This is a genomic window from Rothia sp. 32237D007AR (assembly GCF_053544675.1).
Genome location: NZ_JBPPUO010000016.1, coordinates 1 through 19,312 on the forward strand (window position 1 = coordinate 1; position 19,312 = coordinate 19,312).

16 protein-coding genes are annotated in these 19,312 nt (G+C 55.1%); 8 read left to right on the forward strand and 8 right to left on the reverse strand.

What is annotated here, in order from left to right; translation table 11 throughout:
- Nucleotides 1-434: 434 nt before the first annotated feature.
- Together ACED87_RS08830 and ACED87_RS08835 are read left to right on the forward strand one after the other, a co-directional pair.
- Nucleotides 435-1,643, forward strand: a complete 1,209-nt coding sequence (locus ACED87_RS08830; RefSeq protein WP_449084058.1) for a Fic family protein — start codon at nt 435-437, stop codon at nt 1,641-1,643.
- 41 nt (nt 1,644-1,684) lie between these two features.
- Entirely contained in the window at nt 1,685-2,101 is a 417-nt protein-coding gene (locus tag ACED87_RS08835) for a DUF3151 domain-containing protein (protein WP_449084060.1), read from the forward strand.
- 93 nt (nt 2,102-2,194) lie between these two features.
- On the opposite strand, the gene ACED87_RS08840 is transcribed toward ACED87_RS08835, so the two are convergent.
- From ACED87_RS08840 to ACED87_RS08850, 3 genes are all read right to left on the reverse strand, one after another.
- Nucleotides 2,195-2,617, reverse strand: coding sequence for a hypothetical protein (locus ACED87_RS08840; RefSeq protein WP_449084062.1), 423 nt, complete (start codon nt 2,615-2,617; stop codon nt 2,195-2,197).
- A 344-nt stretch (nt 2,618-2,961) separates the two neighbouring features.
- Complete coding sequence (locus ACED87_RS08845) at nt 2,962-3,771, reverse strand: hypothetical protein (protein WP_449084064.1); 810 nt, start codon at nt 3,769-3,771, stop codon at nt 2,962-2,964.
- Nucleotides 3,772-3,872: 101 nt separating this feature from the next.
- Entirely contained in the window at nt 3,873-4,568 is a 696-nt protein-coding gene (locus tag ACED87_RS08850; RefSeq protein ID WP_449089961.1) for a DUF6318 family protein, read from the reverse strand.
- A gap of 700 nt (nt 4,569-5,268) precedes the next feature.
- Between ACED87_RS08850 and ACED87_RS08855 the strand changes: the two genes are divergently transcribed.
- Nucleotides 5,269-8,484, forward strand: a complete 3,216-nt coding sequence (locus ACED87_RS08855) for a DUF3427 domain-containing protein (RefSeq protein ID WP_449089962.1) — start codon at nt 5,269-5,271, stop codon at nt 8,482-8,484.
- Here ACED87_RS08855 and ACED87_RS08860 read toward each other — a convergent pair.
- Nucleotides 8,474-9,721, reverse strand: a complete 1,248-nt coding sequence (locus tag ACED87_RS08860; protein WP_449089963.1) for an amidohydrolase — start codon at nt 9,719-9,721, stop codon at nt 8,474-8,476. The genes ACED87_RS08855 and ACED87_RS08860 overlap by 11 nt on opposite strands.
- Before the next feature lie 111 nt (nt 9,722-9,832).
- Nucleotides 9,833-11,482 (reverse strand): AbgT family transporter, encoded by a 1,650-nt coding sequence (locus ACED87_RS08865; protein ID WP_449089964.1) that lies wholly within the window; start codon nt 11,480-11,482, stop codon nt 9,833-9,835.
- A gap of 124 nt (nt 11,483-11,606) precedes the next feature.
- Between ACED87_RS08865 and pheA the strand changes: the two genes are divergently transcribed.
- Nucleotides 11,607-12,560, forward strand: a complete 954-nt coding sequence (pheA, locus tag ACED87_RS08870; protein ID WP_449083972.1) for a prephenate dehydratase — start codon at nt 11,607-11,609, stop codon at nt 12,558-12,560.
- A 9-nt stretch (nt 12,561-12,569) separates the two neighbouring features.
- Here the strand turns inward: pheA and ACED87_RS08875 are convergent, their stop codons facing one another.
- Nucleotides 12,570-13,730 (reverse strand): diacylglycerol/lipid kinase family protein, encoded by a 1,161-nt coding sequence (locus tag ACED87_RS08875; RefSeq protein WP_449083970.1) that lies wholly within the window; start codon nt 13,728-13,730, stop codon nt 12,570-12,572.
- Nucleotides 13,731-13,875: 145 nt separating this feature from the next.
- Between ACED87_RS08875 and serS the strand changes: the two genes are divergently transcribed.
- From serS to ACED87_RS08895, 4 genes are all read left to right on the forward strand, one after another.
- Nucleotides 13,876-15,180 (forward strand): serine--tRNA ligase, encoded by a 1,305-nt coding sequence (gene serS / locus ACED87_RS08880; protein WP_449083968.1) that lies wholly within the window; start codon nt 13,876-13,878, stop codon nt 15,178-15,180.
- 227 nt (nt 15,181-15,407) lie between these two features.
- Entirely contained in the window at nt 15,408-16,361 is a 954-nt protein-coding gene (locus ACED87_RS08885) for a metal ABC transporter substrate-binding protein (protein ID WP_449083966.1), read from the forward strand.
- 17 nt (nt 16,362-16,378) lie between these two features.
- On the forward strand, nt 16,379-17,206 hold the full coding sequence (locus ACED87_RS08890) for a metal ABC transporter ATP-binding protein (RefSeq protein ID WP_449083964.1): 828 nt from the start codon (nt 16,379-16,381) through the stop codon (nt 17,204-17,206).
- Nucleotides 17,199-18,050 (forward strand): metal ABC transporter permease, encoded by an 852-nt coding sequence (locus tag ACED87_RS08895; RefSeq protein ID WP_449083962.1) that lies wholly within the window; start codon nt 17,199-17,201, stop codon nt 18,048-18,050. Before ACED87_RS08890 ends, ACED87_RS08895 begins: the two co-directional genes overlap by 8 nt.
- Here ACED87_RS08895 and ACED87_RS08900 read toward each other — a convergent pair.
- Both ACED87_RS08900 and tnpA read right to left on the reverse strand, forming a co-directional pair.
- On the reverse strand, nt 18,047-18,751 hold the full coding sequence (locus ACED87_RS08900) for a metal-dependent transcriptional regulator (protein WP_449083960.1): 705 nt from the start codon (nt 18,749-18,751) through the stop codon (nt 18,047-18,049). The genes ACED87_RS08895 and ACED87_RS08900 overlap by 4 nt on opposite strands.
- Before the next feature lie 149 nt (nt 18,752-18,900).
- Nucleotides 18,901-19,305, reverse strand: coding sequence for an IS200/IS605 family transposase (gene tnpA, locus ACED87_RS08905; protein WP_449089965.1), 405 nt, complete (start codon nt 19,303-19,305; stop codon nt 18,901-18,903).
- Nucleotides 19,306-19,312 lie beyond the last annotated feature (7 nt).

Genomic DNA, 19,312 nt, shown 5'->3' on the forward strand with positions numbered 1-19,312 from the left:
TGTATGGGCGGGTGTTTGCGGTGGTGCGGGGGTTGGTGTTTTTGGCTGCGGGTGGGACTTTTGAATAAGCCTCAAGGGATGAGCGGGAAGAGAAAAAGTTAGTGAGCAGATTCTTACCGATAAGTGACATACGTGGCCCTAAAATTCCTATGGTGTAAAGCAATGGGGGGGTGACGTGCGAAAACGTCTTCCCACATACTGTAGGTGCGCCAGATGTCCAGGCGCTAAGCCCCAGGTTGCGCCCCGGTGAACTGCCAGTGAAAGGCGGGGCGGACGTCCGCGCTCGCCTTAAATACAAAAAGGGGTGTTTTTGGGAGTTAGGGGCGCTAGAAGGTGGGGCTATCTCCCAAAATGGGGTGTTTTTGGGAGATAGACCTGGCTATGATGGGGGCTAACTACCAAAAACAGCTATTTTTGTGAGATAGGGGCGGGCATTGAAGAAGTATAAGAGCCTGAAAGCGGTCTTTCACCAGTTTGATGCTGCAACTGCCCAGGAAGAAAATAGACGGAGAAGAGCCATGGGTTTCGGCTCCTCCTTTCAAGTAGGCGACTATTCCCTTTTCTATATGTCTACCCCGCAGCTTCTGGTCTTACTGGAACAAGTGCTCCTGAATGAGCGAACGATTGGGCAACTTGCTGCTGATATTCCCCTGGCAGCTCAAAGAGGCTACCTTTATGAGCTTATTGTTCGTGAAATTACAGCTACTAATGAGCTAGAGGGTGTGCGCTCCACCCGGCAGGAAATTCAGGAGGCTCTTGAGGCTGAGCCCTCTGAGAATAAATCTTTTAGGGAGATAGCCCGACTTTATGTGGAACTTTCTGAGGGCAAAATTGAGGCTCCTCGTACTCTGCAGGAGATAAGAGATATTTACGATGGCCTCTTCGGCGCAGAGATTTCTAGCCAAGACGCTCTGGACGGAGAACTTTTTAGAACTGGACCGGTCTACATTCGAGATGGTGCGGGGAAAACTATTCATTCTGGTGTTCAGGGCGAGCAGGCAATCCGACGGCAACTCCAGGCCATGCTGACGCACTTAGAGGAGGAAACCCCTTTTCTTCTATCCAGGGTCGTCTCCCACTTCATGTTTGAGGCTGTGCACCCCTTCTATGACGGTAATGGCCGGTTTGGGCGTTTTATGTTGAGTGCCCAACTGTATGAGGTGCTTTCGGTCTATACCGTCTTGACACTATCGGCGGTTATCTATCAGAAGAAGGCCGCCTACTATAAGGCTTTTAGTGAGGTGGAGGAGCCTCTTAATATGGGCGATGCCACCTATTTTGCTCAGGTGATGTTGGGTTTTATTCGGGACGCCCAATTAGAACTTATTAGTGACTTCTACGCTAAAAAACAGCTCATGAATAGTCTCTCAGCCCGCCTGAATACGCTGCCCCAGGAGAGAGAAGAACTTTCCCACGGTGCCTTGGAATCCCTCTTTGTGTTGGGGCAGGTTCACCTATTTGGTGGAGGTTCTGGGCTTGACTGGGATACCCTGACGAAGGTCACAGAAAAATCTAGGAATACGGTCAGGTCCTACATCGAGGAGCTAGAGCAGGAAAAGCTTATTGAACGAGTCTCTTCCCGCCCCTTGCGGGTGCGGCTGAGCGCACACGGTAAGAGCCTACTCTTTTCTGAGCAGGCGTAGACTTTTTGTAGTTACAAGAATTTGAATTGAATGGAGTGCCCATGTCACTTGCTGGTAAGAACCTGTTAGAAGGCCCTGCCCCCACTTTCCTGCCTGAAGAGCCTGAGTTGTTGGCCCGCGTCCGCGCAGGTGCTGCCCCCGCTGAACTTGCACAAGCCTTCCCCACCTCGCCCCTGGCTTGGGCCTTGCTGGCTGAAGAAACCCTGGGTGCTGGTAAGACCCTGGAAGCCTATGCTTATGCGCGCGTGGGCTACCACCGCGGACTGGATGCCCTGCGTGGTAATGGCTGGCGTGGGCACGGCCCAATCCCGGTGAGCTACGAACCGAACCGCGGCTTCCTCAAAGCCCTACTGATTTTGGGGCGAACCGCCGCAGCTATTGGTGAGGCAGATGAGGCTGAGCGTATCGAGAAGTTCCTGAATGATTCTGACCCTGCCGCCGCCGCCGAGCTGGCTTAGCCCCTGCGTCCAGCACAGGCCGGGGACGGATGTTGTGAGACTTCCCGGCCTCCCTGCCGCCTAGCCCCTACCTCAGGGCGCGGACGCCCGCCTTTAGTTTTCTTGCCCCTTGCCAATGCGGTGGTAGCCGGGGGCTACGAAGCGGTGGAAGATGAGGGTGGTGATTGCAACCAAGGGGAGGCGCCAGACGGCGCTGGCGGGGTCATCTTGGCCGGGGAAAGCAAGGGCCAAGAGAGCTATCACAAAAACTAGTTGAGGGGCGTAGGAGTAGCTGGTGGGTAGCGTCCTGCGAGCTGCTGCCCTCTGACGGCCTGTGTAGATACCAAACGCGACACAGCAAAAGACGAGGATAAAGGTCAGTAGGTTGACCTCAAAAATATAGGCTGCAAAGAGAGCCGTGAAGAGGGCCGTGGCGGTGAGTGCTTGTGGCCAGGTGCCGCCGATACGCTCCTCGTAAGCATAGGGCGCGGACGCCTGTTGCGGCTTGGGGCTGTGCTGGAGAGTTTGTTCGGTCATGGTTTCCTCCTTTTTATTTATCTCTCTAATACCCCTATAATATTATTACTTACTATTTTGGGTTAAAGAAAAGGTCGCAACCTACTGGCTGCGACCTTTTCTCATACACACACATTTCTTTTGCACCAATCCCTCACGGGAGGAGCCTCAGAGGTTACACACATCTCTGAAAGGGGTGACTCATCATCACGGTGAGATTCTCAGTCTCTTAAGGTGGTGAGGTTTTCTCTCCTCGTCCTCATACCTTAACTATGAACCCCTAACCTTTGAACTCAATTCGGGGAACCTGTGCGAAACCTAAGAAAAGATTTCTCCTGAAGCTTCTCTACCAGGTGGCAAGGGAACTACCCGTTACTGCAACCCCAGGCTTCTGAGTTTAAAGCGCAGTCATCTGCAACTAACCCAACTTTGGTCCGCCAGACTCTCACCAGCTGAGGGTCACTGGTGCGGCTAACTGTCCCCTCAATGACTTGCCACGGCCCGCCGTCTACTGAGTATTCGCCGCGGTAAGTGGTGGTCAGGGCGAAATAGTAGTCGCCGGGGTCTGCGTAACGGTGGGAGGTGTCGGTGGGCTGATCCCACACGTCCGCACCTAGCTGGTAGCCGGGGTAAGTGACGGGTCCGAGACTAGCACCGTCATCATAGTCAAAGGTGTAAGAGATTGGGGTCGCGCGGAGCACCACATGTTGGCCGTTGATAGTGCGCGTGAATTCTTGGGGGTTGGGGTCGGCCCAGAAGTTGGTGTTGTAGTTTTTGAGGGTGTGCGGTGCCCGCTCCTGGCGAGGAAGAGCCGGTTCTATAGGGAAAGTGTCGAAATCTTGGGTAGTGATAGTGACACGGACGGGGCGTACCTCCGGCTGCCCGTTTTCTTCGGCGGCAGGGGGACGGCACTGGTAGGGAGAGGAGCCGTCACCGTATTCCCCGTTTGCTGACGCATAACTGACCTTGCTGAGAGTATTGTCCTTGGTGAAACAGTAGATGTCTGTACGGGGAGCACTGTACCCAGGTGCTGGCTCAGAGGCGGAAGACTCCTCGATAGGGTTGATGCTGACAACTTCACCGGGAGTATCATCTGATCTTATGTCGTATTGTGTAACAGTTTCATCCTCGATAGCTGGTACCCCCTGTAAATAGTTATCTTTAATATTTACCATAAATCCTTGCTCAGTTGTTTTACCCTGGGTATTTGCACTTGCGGGGACATACGCTATTTCCAGTAGAATTAGGATGATACTAACGGTTAATAATTTTTTCTTCATTCACCGACCTTCTTAGCGCCGGTGATTTTCCAGTTTTCATCCGAGAACTGAAGTTGCAGTTCAACTCCCCGGCTTGAGGCTTCAGAATTCTTACTATATGTAGCTTCTTCGTTGTACAAAAGAATCGAATCAGCAACGTTGATATTGCTTCCTACGGAATAAGCACCATTGCCAAGGCTGATTATTAGAGAATCATTGTAGTGAATAGTTGAATTTCCTCCAATGATCCATCCACCCGATTCGTAGATTTCTTTGAGGGCGTCATAGAAATCTAGCTCTTGTTGAAAAGACTCATCTACAAGGGCTTTAGCTGTAGCAACGTCGCCTGTCTGGTGGGCGTAGTTTCGCATGTCGTTCCAATAGTCGATAAATAGGAGCATTGCCTCAGCGCTCTCAACGTTCATACCTTCTGGTGCTACTGGCTTGGGCACGTTTTGGGCAGGGCCGTGCTCGTCAGCGGGGCGGTAGTCACCGTCAGGTGCTTTAGAGCCGCCTGAGTAGCTTTCTTGGGCTTGTGCAGTAGGTGCTTCATCCGTGGGGGCTTCGCTGGGGTTCGTGGTGTCTGAGGTGCTGGAAGTTGGGGAGCTGGTTTCAGGTTCAGGGACGGAACCTGTGGGTTGGTTGCTGCAACCTGTGAGGATGAGTGCTGCGAGGGTTGTCAGGGTGAACGTTTGGGTAAGGGTGTGTTTCATGGGGTTTCTTGCTAGTTTGGGATTTGTGGTTAGGGCGAAGGTTTGGGTGAGTGTGTGTTTCATGAGGTTCTTTGGCTGGGTAGCTTTGTGGCTAGGTCTTATGTGAGTTTATAGTGGCGAAGCTGATGCAGGGCAAGGGTTTAGACCTCTCACTTGGTTTTTGACAGTAGATTACGTCTGATAAGCCGAGATATCCACAATTTCTTAGGTCTGACGTGGGCTAACAGGCCTACAAGGTGCCCTAAACTGTCGAATTTAGCGGGATCTGCTTTTAGTCACAATGATCGATAGAGTACCTGATGGCTTGAGAAGCAAAACATAGGGGGTATCTATGAATCAAGAAGTGAAGAATTACGGCACCTACCAGCCTGTTTACCATGCTCTACAGCCTGCCAATAGGTGCCAAGTCCACACAGACCTTAGACACTGCGGAGACCCCAGCGCCGAGAACTACAGGATAGACAGCGGAACAGGCCAATGTATGATTAAAGGCTGGGTGTTCCTAGGCGGCCTGTACTATATCGCCGATGAACTCAGGGCAGAAGCACTGTGCCATAGTCTCTGGGGCTCTGAAATCGCACAGGTATATAGCGATGAAACAGACCATATCTACTACACAGAATGGGGTGAATTGTAAGCTGACAAAGAGTTCAACGTGTAGAAACCAGACCCCAGCGAAGAAAAACCTTATGCTGCATATATGAGCGATAAAAAGGTTCTTCCCATCGGTTTGTACGAAACTCTCAAAACACGCAGGGTACTATCCCAAGCCCTCCCCGGAGAAACCGAATGGGTCGAATCAGAAATCCCAGGTGACGACTCTGAGCACGTCTCCTCCCTAGCCCGCTATGTAGCGCAACAGGTAGCTACAAAACTTGAACAAACTGACGCTCCAGAACGTATCGCCCTTATCAACTCTCTTCTAACTCACCTAGAAGACGAGACTGGCCCTGACGAAGTTCTTGCGGCGGACAGCCCTAAAAAGGCTGGCTCTATTATCCAGTTCACCGAGCTCAAACCTCGGCAACAAGTTAGGCCTTCAAACCGCCCCACCACCCCGCTCAATAGCGTCGCTCTTCTCACCAACAACCCTAAAGAGCCTCAACTTGGCGAAGAAATAAAAAAAGAACTAGAAAGCGCCGACCGGGTAGACCTCTTATGCTCTTTCCTCAAGCTCACAGGCGTCAACGTCCTGGCCCCACAGTTGGATATTCTCAAAAGACGGGGCATCCCCCTCCGCGTCATCACCACCACTTACATGGGGGCTACTGACCGTAAAGCCGTAGATAAACTCGTCAAAGAATATGGCGCACAAGTCAAAATTAGCTACGAAAAGAACTCAACCCGGTTACACGCAAAAGCCTGGCTCTTTCACCGCAACACCGGCTTCTCCACAGGCTATGTAGGTAGCTCAAACCTCTCACATGCTGCCCTCACCGACGGTCTGGAATGGAACGTCAGAATATCCAACACCGTCACACCGGGTATCTTAGGGCAGTTCAAGGCAGCCTTCGAAAGCTACTGGAAATCCCACCAATTTGAAAGCTACACAGGGGTAGAGGAAGACCGCAAAAAACTAGATAAATCACTAGAACAAGCCACAATAGGCACCGGGGCCTCAGCATGCCCTAACCTTCACATCAACTTCTCCTATGTGGACGTTCACCCCTACCCCCATCAGGCCATTATGCTGGATGAGCTACAATCAGCCCGCCACAAAGGCCACCACCGCAACCTAGCAGTAGCGGCCACGGGTACAGGCAAAACCATTTTCTCTGCTCTCGATTACAAGAGACTCTGTGAAGAAGCCGGACGGAAACTACGTCTCCTTTTTGTCGCTCACCAGTCTGAAATACTAAACCAGTCACGTAGTGCTTTCGCCACAGTCATGCGGGACGCTAACTTTGGTGAACAATACTTTGGGGGAAGAATCCCTGACCATAACGAACATGTTTTTGCAACGATTCAGACCCTTGCAGGGGCAGGTAGTGAGCGGTTCGCGCCTGAGCATTTTGATGTCATCATCATTGATGAATTCCACCACGCCTCCGCCCCCAGCTATCAGAAGATTCTCGACTACTTTCAGCCACAAGAGCTCATTGGTCTTACAGCAACCCCTGAACGTACAGACGGTAAAAACGTTGCCGCCGAATACTTCGACGGACGCATCGCCACTCAACTTCGCCTCTGGGACGCCCTTGAAGCAGACCTACTGGTCCCTTTTCACTACTACGGTATCAATGACGCAACAGACCTGAGCGCACTCACCTTTGAACGAGGAAGCTACCGCGATAGCGAGCTCTCACACTACTACCTGGGTAATAAACGACGGGTAGGGCTTATCCTGCAACAAATTGAGGAGAAGATAGCTAACCCCCACAACATGCGAGCCATCGGGTTCTGCGTAGATACAGACCATGCCCGGTACATGGCAGAAGAATTCAACAAAGCAGGTATTCCAGCTACCTCTCTTCTAGGTAGCGATAACGCTGAGCGGCGCCAAGAAGTCATTGCCCAGCTGAAAGACCCCGCACACAAGCTCACCACAGTTTTTACGGTTAATCTTTTCAATGAGGGTGTAGATATTCCTGAAGTAGATACCCTGCTCATGCTACGCCCCACCCAGTCACCGACTCTCTTTCAACAGCAGCTGGGGCGTGGTCTGCGCAGGTCACCTGATAAGGCGGTCCTAGTAGTACTAGACTTCGTGGGCAACCAGGCTAGGGGCTTTAGATTCGACCTTAAAATGCGTTCACTTACCCGTAGCGGCGTGGTGACACCGGGCGATATCGAAAACCCATTCCTCCCACCTGGGTGTAGCATCCAGTTGGATAAAAAGACTCAACAGCAGGTACTCAAAAGTATCAAAGCAGCTCTTAACCCCAAAGTGGAGGTCTTGGCCGATAACCTCAAGGTGTTTGCTGAAGAGCAAAAGAAAAAGAACTTTGAAGTTGTGGTCACCCAGCTCCTTGAGCCTTATCTTGAACGGTATGGTCTAGAACTTGCTCATATCTATGGGAGAAAAACAAAGAACGGTAAAGGGTTAACTTTTACATTCCTCCTGGACCAGGCAGGGCAGATACCTAGGATCTCGGGCCTTTATGAAAAGGGGTCGGTGACAGAGCACCTGTCGAATCGCATTAAGGCCTTCACCAATGTGAACGATGAGGAACGAGTCGATACTTATCAGCGACTTCTATTAACCGATATTTGGGAAAAAGACCTCAGCATGCGGGAAAAACGCTTTGCCTGGATGCTGCTTTTCTCCTTCTGGCCCAACGGCAAGATAGGGGACAGCAAGGAAAAATTTACCCTCGACCAGGGACTGGGCGAACTGCGTCAGCACCCGTATTTCATTCAAGAACTCTTACAGATTTGGGCTTACCGGCTAGGCGCAGACAGGCACGCCCCTCAACCTTCTTCTAAAGTGTCAGAAGATATTCCGTTGCGCACTCACGCCTACTATTCACGCGAAGAAATCTTTGCTGCCATAGGTCTTCACGAGAATGAAAAGCGGTCTGTACCGGCGGGTGCTGTGCAAGGGGTCTACGAGTCGCGCGCAACTAACACCATTGCCTTATTGGTGAACCTTAGCAAGTCTGAGAAGCACTTCACCCCTGAAACAATGTATAGGGACTATGCCGTGACTGAGCGTGAGTTCGCTTGGGACTCTCAGAACTCAACCGCTTCTGAGAGCAGGCTAGGGAGAATCTACCAGCACCACGGGCAGCTGGGGCAGGTCCCACTACTTTTTGTGCGCTATACCAAAGAGGACGGAATAGGTACGGCACCCTACCTGTTTGTGGGTTCTGTAACCTACCGTTCTCATAGCGGCTCGCAGCCGATGCACATTAAGTGGGACCTGGAGCGCCCCTTACCTGCTGACCTCTTCGCTCTTGCCCGTTCTACCGCTTAACTTGCGAGTAGAGGGCGCTGACGGCTGCGCGCACGCCTACTTGGAGGGTGGGCTCTGGTTGGGGTGCGAAGAAGGGGGAGTGGTTTGAGGCAATTGGTTCCTCGGCTAGCTGTTCGGGCGTCATTCCGCCTAAGATCCAGAAGCAGTAGGGGATGTTCGCGGCGTCCCCCAGTTCCCCAAAGTCTTCGCTGGCCATGAGGTAAAAATTGGGGTCGAAGGTGACCTGCTGGCTGCCGAGTTCTTGGGTGAATACGGCTGCTAGTTCGGTTGAGACCTGCTCATCGTTCACCACAGAGTTTGAATAGTGGTAGTTGATGATATCGGGGGCTGGTGCCCCTGAGGCGAGGGCCTCTGCTTGGGCGATGCGTTCCACGGCGGCCAGAACGCGCTGGCGTACTTGGGGGTTGAAGGTTCTGATGCTGGTGCGGATCTCTGCTGAGTCGGGGATGATGTTCTCTTTCTTCCCGGCATGGAGCGACCCGACCGTCAGCACCGCTGTCTCACTGGGCGCTACTTCACGTGCCACCACCGTCTGAAGGCGTACTACCAGGTGGGCAGCCAACACTACCGGGTCGATAGTGTCTTGGGGTTGGGAGCCGTGCCCGCCCTTACCGTGAAGGGTGATACCTAGTGAATCAACGGCAGAGGTTAGTGGGCCGGTTGTCACAATGACCTTCCCCGCTTCAAAGGGGAAGACATGCTGGCCGTACATGACGCTGGGCACGGGCACGGTCTGCCACAGCCCTTGGGAGACCATGAGTTTGGCCCCGTCCTTGCCTTCTTCACCAGGTTGGAAGATGAACTCGATGGTCCCTGCCCAGTCGCTGCCGTCACGGGCGAAAAGGTCCATGGTTTTTAGGCCCATGGTGATGTGGCTGTCGTGCCCGCAGGCGTGCATGACGCCCACAGTTTCACCCTCCCAGGTGCCCACGGCGGTAGAAGCGTAGGGCAGGCCGGTGCGCTCAGTGACCGGTAGCCCATCAATGTCGGCCCGGTAGGCCACCGTGGGGCCCTCACCGTTGCGTAGGATCACCACGGTGCCGGTTTCCCCGATGGGGACGATGTCGCAGATGACCCCCTGCCCTAGCAGCAGGTTCTGGGCTCGTTCCCTAATCTTTCGGGTGGTCTCATATTCTTGCAAGCTCAATTCTGGGCTGGCGTGGTAGGCCTTGTACTCCTCAAGCAGGTGCTCTTGATCGGCTGCGGTCAGGCTGAGCGAAGCGGGCAGGTAGGTCATGGGTTAACTCCTTGTGGGGTTGATATGTGGGGTAGAAGGCTAGAGGTGAGGGTAATAAAAACCGGTGTGCCCGCCCCCTTCCCGGAAAGGGGTGAACACACCGGCTAGATACTATTGGCCAATCATGATCCCTGCACCTGGCCCCATGGGCAGGTTGAAGAAGTAGAAGACGAAGAGCACAGCCAGCCACGCCAACCAGAAGGTGAACACGAAAGGCAGCAGGCGGGCCATCATGGTTCCTAGCCCTGCCTTGGGCTCATACTTACGCACCATGGCCAGTACCAGGAAGATGTACGGGTTCATGGGGGTAACAATCTGGGTTGCAGAGTCGCCCACACGGAAGGCACCCTGAATGAAGCCAGGCTCGAACCCGAGGATACCGAACATGGGCACGAAAACTGCTGCCATGAGCGTCCACATGCCTAAACCTGAGACGATGAAAAGGTTCAAAATTGAGCACAGGACGATGAACATGACGATGACGGGGAAGCCAGTCAGGCCAGCATTTTCTAGGATCGTTGAGCCGCTCACGGCGATCCAGGAGCCTAGGCCACTCCAGTTGAATAGGGCGATGAACTGGCCTAGTACAAAGGCCAGGACCAGGAAGCCCACCATGTCTTTCAGGGCTTCACCCATGAGTGTGGGGACGTCCTTGAAACCGCGGACGGTGCCAGCAACACGGCCGTACACGTAGCCACTGACGGAGAAGAACAAGAAGATGATGAAGACAATCGATGAGAGCAGGGGGGACTGGGGCAAGAAGCCGCCTGCTTCGTTACGCCAGGGGGAGTTGGGCATCAGGCAGGCGATGAGTACCGCGACCCCCACCAGCAGGAAGGCGATAGCGCCCCAGGCTAGGGCCTTCTTCTCGCGGGAGGAAACTTCGCCAGTTTCACCATTGGGCAGCTCTTGCTCAGCGGGAGGCACCTGCTCCTGGCCGATGGCACGCTGCATACGGGTGGAGGGGGTGGAGCTCTTGTCCTCTAGTTCCTCTTCGCTGATTTCTTCGGTGGAAATCTTGTCGCGCACAATGCGAGGCTCCAGCACCTTATCGATGATGAAACCAGCAACCAGGGTCAGAATGATTGCTGAGACGATGTTGAAGTAGTAGTTAGAAATAGGGGAGACCTCAGCGGCGTTTTCTGCCAGTGCCGGAACAGAAGGAATCACCGCGTTGGTGATGCCGGCAAAGAGGGCATCCAAGGAGGTCGGCAGGACGTTGGTGGAATACCCGGCGCCCGCAGCGGCGAAGCCACCGAGCAGACCTGCTAGGGGGTGGCGTCCTGCTGCTTTGAAGGCGAGGGCTGCTAGCGGAGGAACAATCAGGAAGACGGAGTCAGCCATGATAGAACCCAGCACGCCAATGAAACCTACTGCGTAGGGAAGGACCCAGCGGGGGGCACCGCCGATGCTGTAGCGGATTGCTGCGGCCAGGAAACCAGATTTTTCGGCGATACCAATAGCCAGCAGAATCGTTACCACGGTCAAAAGCGGTGGGAAACCAATATAGTTTTCGCCGATGGTGGTGGTGAACCACGTAAGACCCTCAGGGGTGAAAAACCCCCGGATAGCAAGAGGCTCGTCTGCCCCGGGGACGTGAATAGTTACCTTGTTCCAGGCCATGAGCGAAGAAGCTACTGCGGTGACCAGGAAAAGAAGGGTAAAGAGAGTAAAGGGTTCGGGCAGTTTATTGCCCACATTCTCGATACCGTTGAGAACTTTATCCAGGGGAGATTTGGAGGTTTTAGTGTCGGTAACCATAACCACTTCCTCAGTGTAATGTGTGTGTGCTGTGGCCTAGTATAAGCAGGTCGGGTGGTACTGGACTACTTTGAAAGAATATGACGGCGGGTGCGCCCCGCCTGCACCGGCTAAACTAGAGCCCATGCGCTACACCTACCTTGGCCCCTCGGGCACTTTTACTGAAGCAGCTCTTTTGACCGTGCCCGGTGCCCCCGACGCTGAACGCATCCCCTCAACGTCCGTACCTGCGGCGTTAGATGCCCTGCGCGATGGCCAGGCTGACGCTGCCATGGTGCCCATTGAGAACTCTGTAGAAGGTGGGGTTACCGCAACTCTTGATGCCATTGCGGCACTAGATGGCTCCTTGCGTATTATCCGTGAAGTGCTGGTGCCTATCACCTTTGTGCTGGTTGCCCGCCCGGGCGTTACCTTAGAGAGCGTCAGAACAATCTCAACTCACACCCACGCTTGGGCGCAGGTGCGTTCCTGGGTGGCAGAGAACAAGCCGGGTGTGGAGTACCTGCCCGGTTCGTCCACCGCTGGCGCTGCCTTGGGCTTATTGAACAAGAACCCCGGTTATGAGGCTGCGATCTGCTCGCCTGCGGTAGCTCAGACCAACCCCCAGTTGCAGGTGCTGGCCCATAATATTGGTGATAATAAGAACGCGGTGACTCGCTTTGTGCTGGTTGCCCGCAATGCGGCAACCCCTACCCCTACCGGTGCAGATAAAACGACCTTGGTTATTCCCTTGCCCCAGGACCGCCCAGGTGCCCTGCTGGATTTATTGGAGCAGTTCTCTACCCGCGGTATTAATCTTTCCCGCATCGAATCGCGGCCTACCGGCGAATTCTTGGGCTCCTATTTCTTCTCTATTGACATCGACGGGCACCTTTATGATGCTCGTGTGCGCGATGCCCTGCGCGGTATTCACCGGGTCTCACCTGGGGTTCTTTACCTGGGTTCCTACCCGCGCGCTGATAAACGATTAGCCGCCGTAGACCCCATGCACGATGAGACGTCCTTCGATGATGCCCGTGCCTGGGTTGAAAGTCTTTTCCCGGGTGGGCGGCCTGAGGATCTCAAACACAATATTTAGAGGCGTCATTTAGAGGCGGAAGAGCCGCTGCCACCAGAGGCGCTGCTGCTGGGCGATGTCTTCCCTGGCATCCATCAGGTCCCCCAGGGAACGAATCTGCATACTCTCGGGGTAAACATTGACCATTACCGCGCTGGGGCGCACCTGGGCGTGGAGGGCTGTGACGTCACCAAGGACGTCCCCATCTACCTCAACTGGTAGGTGGGAGTGGGGGAAGCGCACCTGCACGTCTGTGCCTACAAAGTGCTCTACCACCGGGTAAGGTACGTTGGGGCGGCGCAGAATAAACTGCCCGACCATGCGCACCCAGCTTAAGAGGTTGCGCGGGGTCAGCACAATAACCTCAAGCTGCCCGTCCGCTAGTTCTGCTACGGACGCCAGGTTCACCCCGCCCTGGATCTTGCCGGTATTAGCTATCAGCACCGCGCGAATTTTTCGGTGGATTGCTTCACCGCCGTCTACGGAAATCTCTGCGGGGCGGCGGCGGGTGACGATGTGCTTCATGCTGGCCTCAACGTAGGCTAACCACCCGATTTTAGCTTTGAGGTCTTCGCGGGTGTCTGTCATGATTTGGGCGTCAAAACCGGCCCCTCCCATGACCAGGTAGTTCACATCAGGGGGGTTCTTGGGCCCTGTCATGCTCATGTGAATCATGTCGATAGCCCGCTGCTGACCGTGTAAGGCTACGTTGATGCAGGCGTGGAGGTCGGCTACGTTCATTTCAAGGTTGCGGGCTAGAAGGTTGCCGGTGCCCAGGGGTACTACTCCTAGGGTGGCTTCGGTTCCGGCTAGGGCATCGGCTACTGCCCGCACCGTGCCATCGCCGCCTACGGCTAGTACAATCTCGGCCCCGTCAGCTATGGCCTGGCGGGCCATTCCCGCGCCGGGGTCATCTATCTCGGTTTCATAGAAACGGGCCTTGGGCCAGTTGGCGAACCCCAGTTCGGCCGTAATGATGCGGTTGACGGACTCTGTGCGTGCTTTTGACGGGTTGTAGACCACCGCTACTTGGCGTGGTGTGCCGGCTTCTAGTTGCCGGTGGAAAGGCCTGTAGACGGGGAAGAGGTCAGGGCGTGCCCGTTGCGCCTGCCGCACCGCAATAAGGGCGGCGGTACCAGCGAGCACCGCAGAAACAGCAAGAGACGATACGACAGTCCTACGCGAAACCATATGACCAGCATACTGAATGAAACCGTCTGGTGCTTGGCCAACACCCTCCCAAACCTGCCCCAATCCCACCAGGCGGACGCACCAGCCCACCCCTCTGCGTCCTTCCGCCTGACATCCCGGCGGCAACTACGGTAAATTTAGAGGCATGATTGACATTAACCTCCTGCGTGAAAACCCCGACGCCTTCCGCGCCTCCCAGCGCGCCCGCGGTGCTGACGAAGCCGTCATCGACCAGATTCTCGAAGCGGACGCCACCCGCCGCACCTCCATCAACGAATTCGAGAAGCTACGCGCCGAACAGAACGTTTTCTCCAAGAAAATCGGCAAGGCCGCCAAAGAAGAAAAGCAGGCCCTGCTCGCTGAGGTTAAGGAACTCTCCCACAAAGTCTCAGAAGCCAAGGCCGCAGCGGACGCCGCAGCCGCCCGCCAGGAAGAACTGGTCGCCGGTGTTGGCAACCTCATCATTGACGGTATTCCCGCCGGTGGGGAGGATGACTATGTGGTCATCAAGCAGGTCGGTGAACCCCGCAACTTCGAGGCAGACGGCTTTGAACCCCGCGACCACCTTGAAATCGGTGAACTCATCGACGGTATCGACATGGTACGCGGCGCTAAAGTATCAGGCTCCCGCTTCTACTTCCTCAAAGGCCATGTAGCCCGCCTAGAACAGGCCCTTATGTGGATGGCCCTTGACCAGGCCACCGCCAACGGCTTCACCATGCTCACCACCCCCACCCTGGTGCGCCCCGAAACCATGAACGGCACCGGCTTCAACGTCGAACACGACGACGAAATCTACCGCCTAGAACGTGATGACCTCTACCTGGTCGGCACCTCAGAGGTCGCTATTGCCGGCTACCACGCCGATGAAATCATCGACTTCGACAAGGGCCCTAAGAAGTACCTGGGTTGGTCCTCCTGCTACCGCCGCGAAGCTGGCTCCGCCGGTAAAGACACCCGCGGCATCATCCGCGTGCACCAGTTCAACAAGGCTGAAATGTTCGTCTACTGCCCCGTTGAACAGGCAGAAGAGATGCACGCCAAAATGCTGGCCTGGGAAGAAGAAATGCTCGCCAAATGCGAGCTCTCCTACCGCGTCATCGACACCGCCGCAGGCGACTTGGGCTCATCTGCTGCCCGTAAGTTTGACTGCGAAGCCTGGGTGCCCACTCAGGGAGCCTTCCGCGAGCTGACCTCCACCTCCAACTGCACCACCTACCAGGCCCGCCGCCTGAACGTGCGCGAGCGCATGCCTGATACCGTCACCGCAGATGGCAAGACCAAAAAGGGTGGCACCCGCACCGTAGCCACCCTTAACGGCACCTTGGCGACTACCCGCTGGCTGGTTGCTATTCTTGAGACCCACCAGCAGGCTGACGGCTCGGTTCGTATCCCTGAGGCCCTGCGCCCCTATATGGGTGGGCTAGAGGTTATTCCGGTAGTCCAGTAAAGCGAGATAGTCTATCTGGTAGCTAAGGCTCACCTTCTTGCTTGCCCGTGTGGGGCAGGTGAGGGGTGGGCCTGAGTCTTTTGCGTGGATTTTGGTGGGTTTTATTGGGGTGTCAAAAATGCAAATATTCTTGAAAGTTCGTCTAGACGAACTTATGATGGTGGCGGTGAAGAAGACATCCTCTCCCCACTAAAACCCACCGACTACCTAGCACGAAAGAACTCCCCATGGCACAGTTCCCCCCAGCTCACCGCTCACAGCGACCATCCCGCCTGCGCACCCTCATGGCCACAGTAGCCATCGTCTCCACCGGACTGCTCTCCGCCTGCGCCCCCAACTCCACAGAAGCGTCCTCCCACAAACCCCAGGTACTGGCAACCTTCACCGTCCTAGCCGACATCGCCCAAAACGTCGGCGGCGACTACATCGACGTCCAATCCTTAACCAAACCCGGTGCAGAAATTCACGAATACGAGCCCACCCCCTCAGACGTCCGCAAGGCAGCAGACGCCGACCTGATCCTAGCCAACGGGCTCAACCTCGAAACCTGGCTCAACCAGTTCCTTCACGACTCCGAGGCCCCAAGCGTCACCGTCACCCAAGGCATCGACCCCATCACCATCACCGAAGATGCCGGGGCTGGTAAACCCAACCCCCACGCCTGGATGAGCCCCCTTGCCGCCCAAACCTACGTCGATAACATCGCCGAAGCTTTCTCCCAGCTCGACCCCGAACACGCTGACGCTTTCACCGCCAACGCCGAAGCCTACAAAAAAGAACTCCAAAAGGTCCACGACCAGCTAGTAGCTGAACTGGCAGACCTCCCTGAGCAGCAGCGCCTGCTGGTCACCTGCGAAGGAGCTTTCTCCTACCTGGCTCATGACGCCTCCTTGGAAGAAGCCTACCTCTGGGCCGTTAACTCAGACGGGCAAACCGGCTCACGCCGCATTCGAGAAATAGCTGACACCGTAGAAGAAAACCAGGTACCGGCGGTATTCTGCGAATCAACCGTCTCATCCAGCTCCATGGAACAAGTAGCCAACGAAACCGGGGCACACTATGCAGGAGCCCTCTACGTTGACTCCCTCTCAGAAGAAGGCGGCCCCGTACCCACCTACCTAGACCTTATCCGCTACGACGCCGAACTCATCGCAGAAGCCCTCGGCTCCACCCACCAGTAAGAGACAAAGAAACCACCATGCGCAGACCTAGCCCGCAGACCCAGGGCCATACCCCCACCTCAGCCCTGCTGGAAGCCCAGGACCTCACCGTCAGCTACGGGGACGTCAAAGCCCTCACGTCTGCCTCTGTGCAGGTAGAGAGCAAGAGCATCTGCGGGCTAGTCGGCATGAACGGGTCTGGAAAATCTACCCTCTTCAAAGCTCTCATGGGAGTAGTACCCACCAGCGGGCGCGTCTTCATTGACGGGCTCACACCAGCCCAAGCCCGCAAGGCAGGTATCGTCAGCTACGTTCCCCAGAATGAAGATATAGACTTTACCTTCCCTGTCTCCGTAAGGGACGTCGTTAGCCAAGGGCGCTACGGGCGGTTAGGAATCACCCGCAGACTCACAGCAAAAGACCGAGCCGCTGTGGATATGGCCCTAGAACGAGTCAGTCTCACCGACCTAGCCGATAGACAAATAGGCAACCTCTCAGGGGGCCAGCGCAAACGCGCCTTCGTCGCCCGTGGCCTAGCCCAAGGCGCCCGCCTGCTCCTGCTAGATGAGCCCTTCGCGGGTGTTGATAAACGCAGCGAAACAATGCTCATCTCCCTCTTCAAGGAACTTAAAGAAGGTGGGGCAGGAATTCTCATCTCAACCCACGATTTAGCCCACCTGGCCGATCTTGCAGATACCGCTATCTTGCTGCGTAACGAGGTGCTGATGACCGGCTCACCCCAGCAGGTGCTAGCCCCTGAGAATATCGTCCGCGCCTTTGGCATGAACCCCTTAGCGCCAGCCAGCTACACCGCCACAAACCTTAACCCCGCGCCCTCTTACCCCCAGGAGCCTCACCATGCATGAGTTCTTTATCGAACCTCTCACCTACGGCTTCATCCACCGCGGGCTTATCGTTACGGTCATCGCTGCCCTTGTCTGTGCCTTACTTTCCTGCTGGCTTATTCTCATGGGCTGGGCCCTCATGGGCGATGCTATCTCACACGCTGTCTTACCCGGTGTGGTCTTAGCCTATATCTTTGGGGTGCCCTTCTCCTTGGGGGCTATCATTGTTGCTCTTATCGCTGTAGGTTTGATCGGGGCGGTGGGGCGCCGGGGTCGAATCCGTGAGGACGCTGCTATCGGCATCGTCTTTACCGTTATGTTCGCCCTGGGCCTGGTGCTGATATCTATTACCCCATCACAAACAGATTTACATTCCATTCTCTTTGGTAACGTGCTGGGTGTGAGCTGGTCAGATGTTGCCCAGATTGCGGGGCTAGCTTTTATTGTTATCACCGTACTCATGGTCAAACGCCGTGATTTGGTGCTCTACGCTTTTGACCCTAGCTACACTCACGCTATCGGGCTTAACCCGCGCCTTCTGTCAGGGCTGCTGCTGGTGGCCCTGGCTATGACCTCGGTGCTAGCCCTTCAAATTGTGGGTGTGGTTCTGGTTGTTGCCCTGCTGGTTATCCCTGGTTCTACTGCGCGTCTGCTGACTGACCGTTTCACCCCTATGCTGGTGATTTCTTCGCTGGTTTCGGTGGTGGGGGCTGTGACGGGTTTCTATCTGAGCTACGCTTTTGATGTCTCGGCTGGTGGCTCTGTGGTTCTGGTCCTGGGCTTCTTCTTTAGCGTGGCCTATCTGTTTGCTCCTGGCCATGGGGTGCTTGCCCAGCTGCGTGCTCGGCGGGCAGTAGCGGCCTAAGATTCAGGGTGCGCACTGGGGCGAGGGGAGACCATTACTACGTGTGCTATCTCAGCGCTTAAGACCATCACCTGACCTGTTCCCAGGGCAAAAGAAATCATGTCTTCTTGCTGCTGATTCTTGGCGAGGATCAGCACTGCACCGGGCACCACCCCAGATTCTGCTAGCAGGCGTAGGAGAGCCGGATCATCGTCAGGGATCCGCTCAACAACCACTTCTGCCCCGGCCCCTTGCCCTTGGGCACAATCAGCGAGTGTCAAAGACAATAGCTGCTCCACCTCACCTACGGGGGACGGAATAGGGTCTCCGTGGGGGTCACGGCGTGGGTAGCCCAGTAGGGCATCGATGCGGTCAATCATCATGTCAGAGACAGCATGTTCTAGTACTTCAGCCTCATCATGCACCTGGTCCCAGCGATACCCTAGGGTTTGCACCAGGAACGTCTCAATGAGGCGGTGCCGACGAATCATCGACAGGGCATAGCTTTTACCCTGCTCTGTTAACTCAATTCCTCCGTAGGGCTGGTGGAGAGCCAAACCCGCGGAGACCAGCCGCTTGACCGCGTCCGAAACCGTAGATTGCCGTAAACCAGCCCGCGCTGCCACCTCTGATGTGGTGGCTGGCTCATGAGAATGCTCGGTGATACTCCAGATAATCTTGAGATAATTCTGTGTGCTATCGGATAGGTCAGCTAAAGACATACACAAAAATATACAGAACTATCACAAAGTGCGGAATAAAACATTCGCAAAGTGCGGAATAGTGCATTCATGCTATGCCTCATGAGGGTATTCAAGATTGTTTGAGGGTGGATTCCCCGCCCCTCGTGGGCGGGGAGGAAACCCGACCCTCATCCCCGTTTCTTCTGATCCTGAATATACCGCCGCACCGTCTGCTCGCTCACATGCCCCACTGAACCGTAGTAAGTAGACGGCGACCAGAGACCTGAGCCCCAGAACTTTCTCCCCTTGAGTTTGGGGAAGGCTGTAAAGATGTGGACTGCCGAGATGCTTTTGAGGGTTGCGGCTATCTGGCTTGGTGCTGTTGATGGGTCTGCTTGGGTGAAAAGGTGAACATGATCTGGCATGACCTTGATTTCTTTGAGTTCCCACCCATAATGGGCGCAGGTTTGGGCGATGATGTTTTTGAGGTGAACTTCGACGGCCCCGGTCAGTACCTCATGCCTGTATTTTGTGCACCAAATCAGGTGATACCCCAGTTCGTGAACACTGTGGCTATTACGCTTTATATCCATGTTTTTA

What these genes read in the sequence shown, in the direction of transcription:
- ACED87_RS08895 (WP_449083962.1), top strand. Translation starts at nt 17,199, where the DNA reads ATGCATGAGTTCTTTATCGAACCTCTCACCTACGGCTTCATCCACCGC.
- ACED87_RS08875 (WP_449083970.1), bottom strand. Translation starts at nt 13,730, where the DNA reads ATGGTTTCGCGTAGGACTGTCGTATCGTCTCTTGCTGTTTCTGCGGTG.
- serS (WP_449083968.1), top strand. Translation starts at nt 13,876, where the DNA reads ATGATTGACATTAACCTCCTGCGTGAAAACCCCGACGCCTTCCGCGCC.
- ACED87_RS08900 (WP_449083960.1), bottom strand. Translation starts at nt 18,751, where the DNA reads ATGTCTTTAGCTGACCTATCCGATAGCACACAGAATTATCTCAAGATT.
- ACED87_RS08860 (WP_449089963.1), bottom strand. Translation starts at nt 9,721, where the DNA reads ATGACCTACCTGCCCGCTTCGCTCAGCCTGACCGCAGCCGATCAAGAG.
- ACED87_RS08865 (WP_449089964.1), bottom strand. Translation starts at nt 11,482, where the DNA reads ATGGTTACCGACACTAAAACCTCCAAATCTCCCCTGGATAAAGTTCTC.
- ACED87_RS08845 (WP_449084064.1), bottom strand. Translation starts at nt 3,771, where the DNA reads ATGGTAAATATTAAAGATAACTATTTACAGGGGGTACCAGCTATCGAG.
- ACED87_RS08840 (WP_449084062.1), bottom strand. Translation starts at nt 2,617, where the DNA reads ATGACCGAACAAACTCTCCAGCACAGCCCCAAGCCGCAACAGGCGTCC.
- pheA (WP_449083972.1), top strand. Translation starts at nt 11,607, where the DNA reads ATGCGCTACACCTACCTTGGCCCCTCGGGCACTTTTACTGAAGCAGCT.
- ACED87_RS08835 (WP_449084060.1), top strand. Translation starts at nt 1,685, where the DNA reads ATGTCACTTGCTGGTAAGAACCTGTTAGAAGGCCCTGCCCCCACTTTC.
- ACED87_RS08855 (WP_449089962.1), top strand. Translation starts at nt 5,269, where the DNA reads ATGAGCGATAAAAAGGTTCTTCCCATCGGTTTGTACGAAACTCTCAAA.
- tnpA (WP_449089965.1), bottom strand. Translation starts at nt 19,305, where the DNA reads ATGGATATAAAGCGTAATAGCCACAGTGTTCACGAACTGGGGTATCAC.
- ACED87_RS08850 (WP_449089961.1), bottom strand. Translation starts at nt 4,568, where the DNA reads ATGAAACACACCCTTACCCAAACGTTCACCCTGACAACCCTCGCAGCA.
- ACED87_RS08885 (WP_449083966.1), top strand. Translation starts at nt 15,408, where the DNA reads ATGGCACAGTTCCCCCCAGCTCACCGCTCACAGCGACCATCCCGCCTG.
- ACED87_RS08890 (WP_449083964.1), top strand. Translation starts at nt 16,379, where the DNA reads ATGCGCAGACCTAGCCCGCAGACCCAGGGCCATACCCCCACCTCAGCC.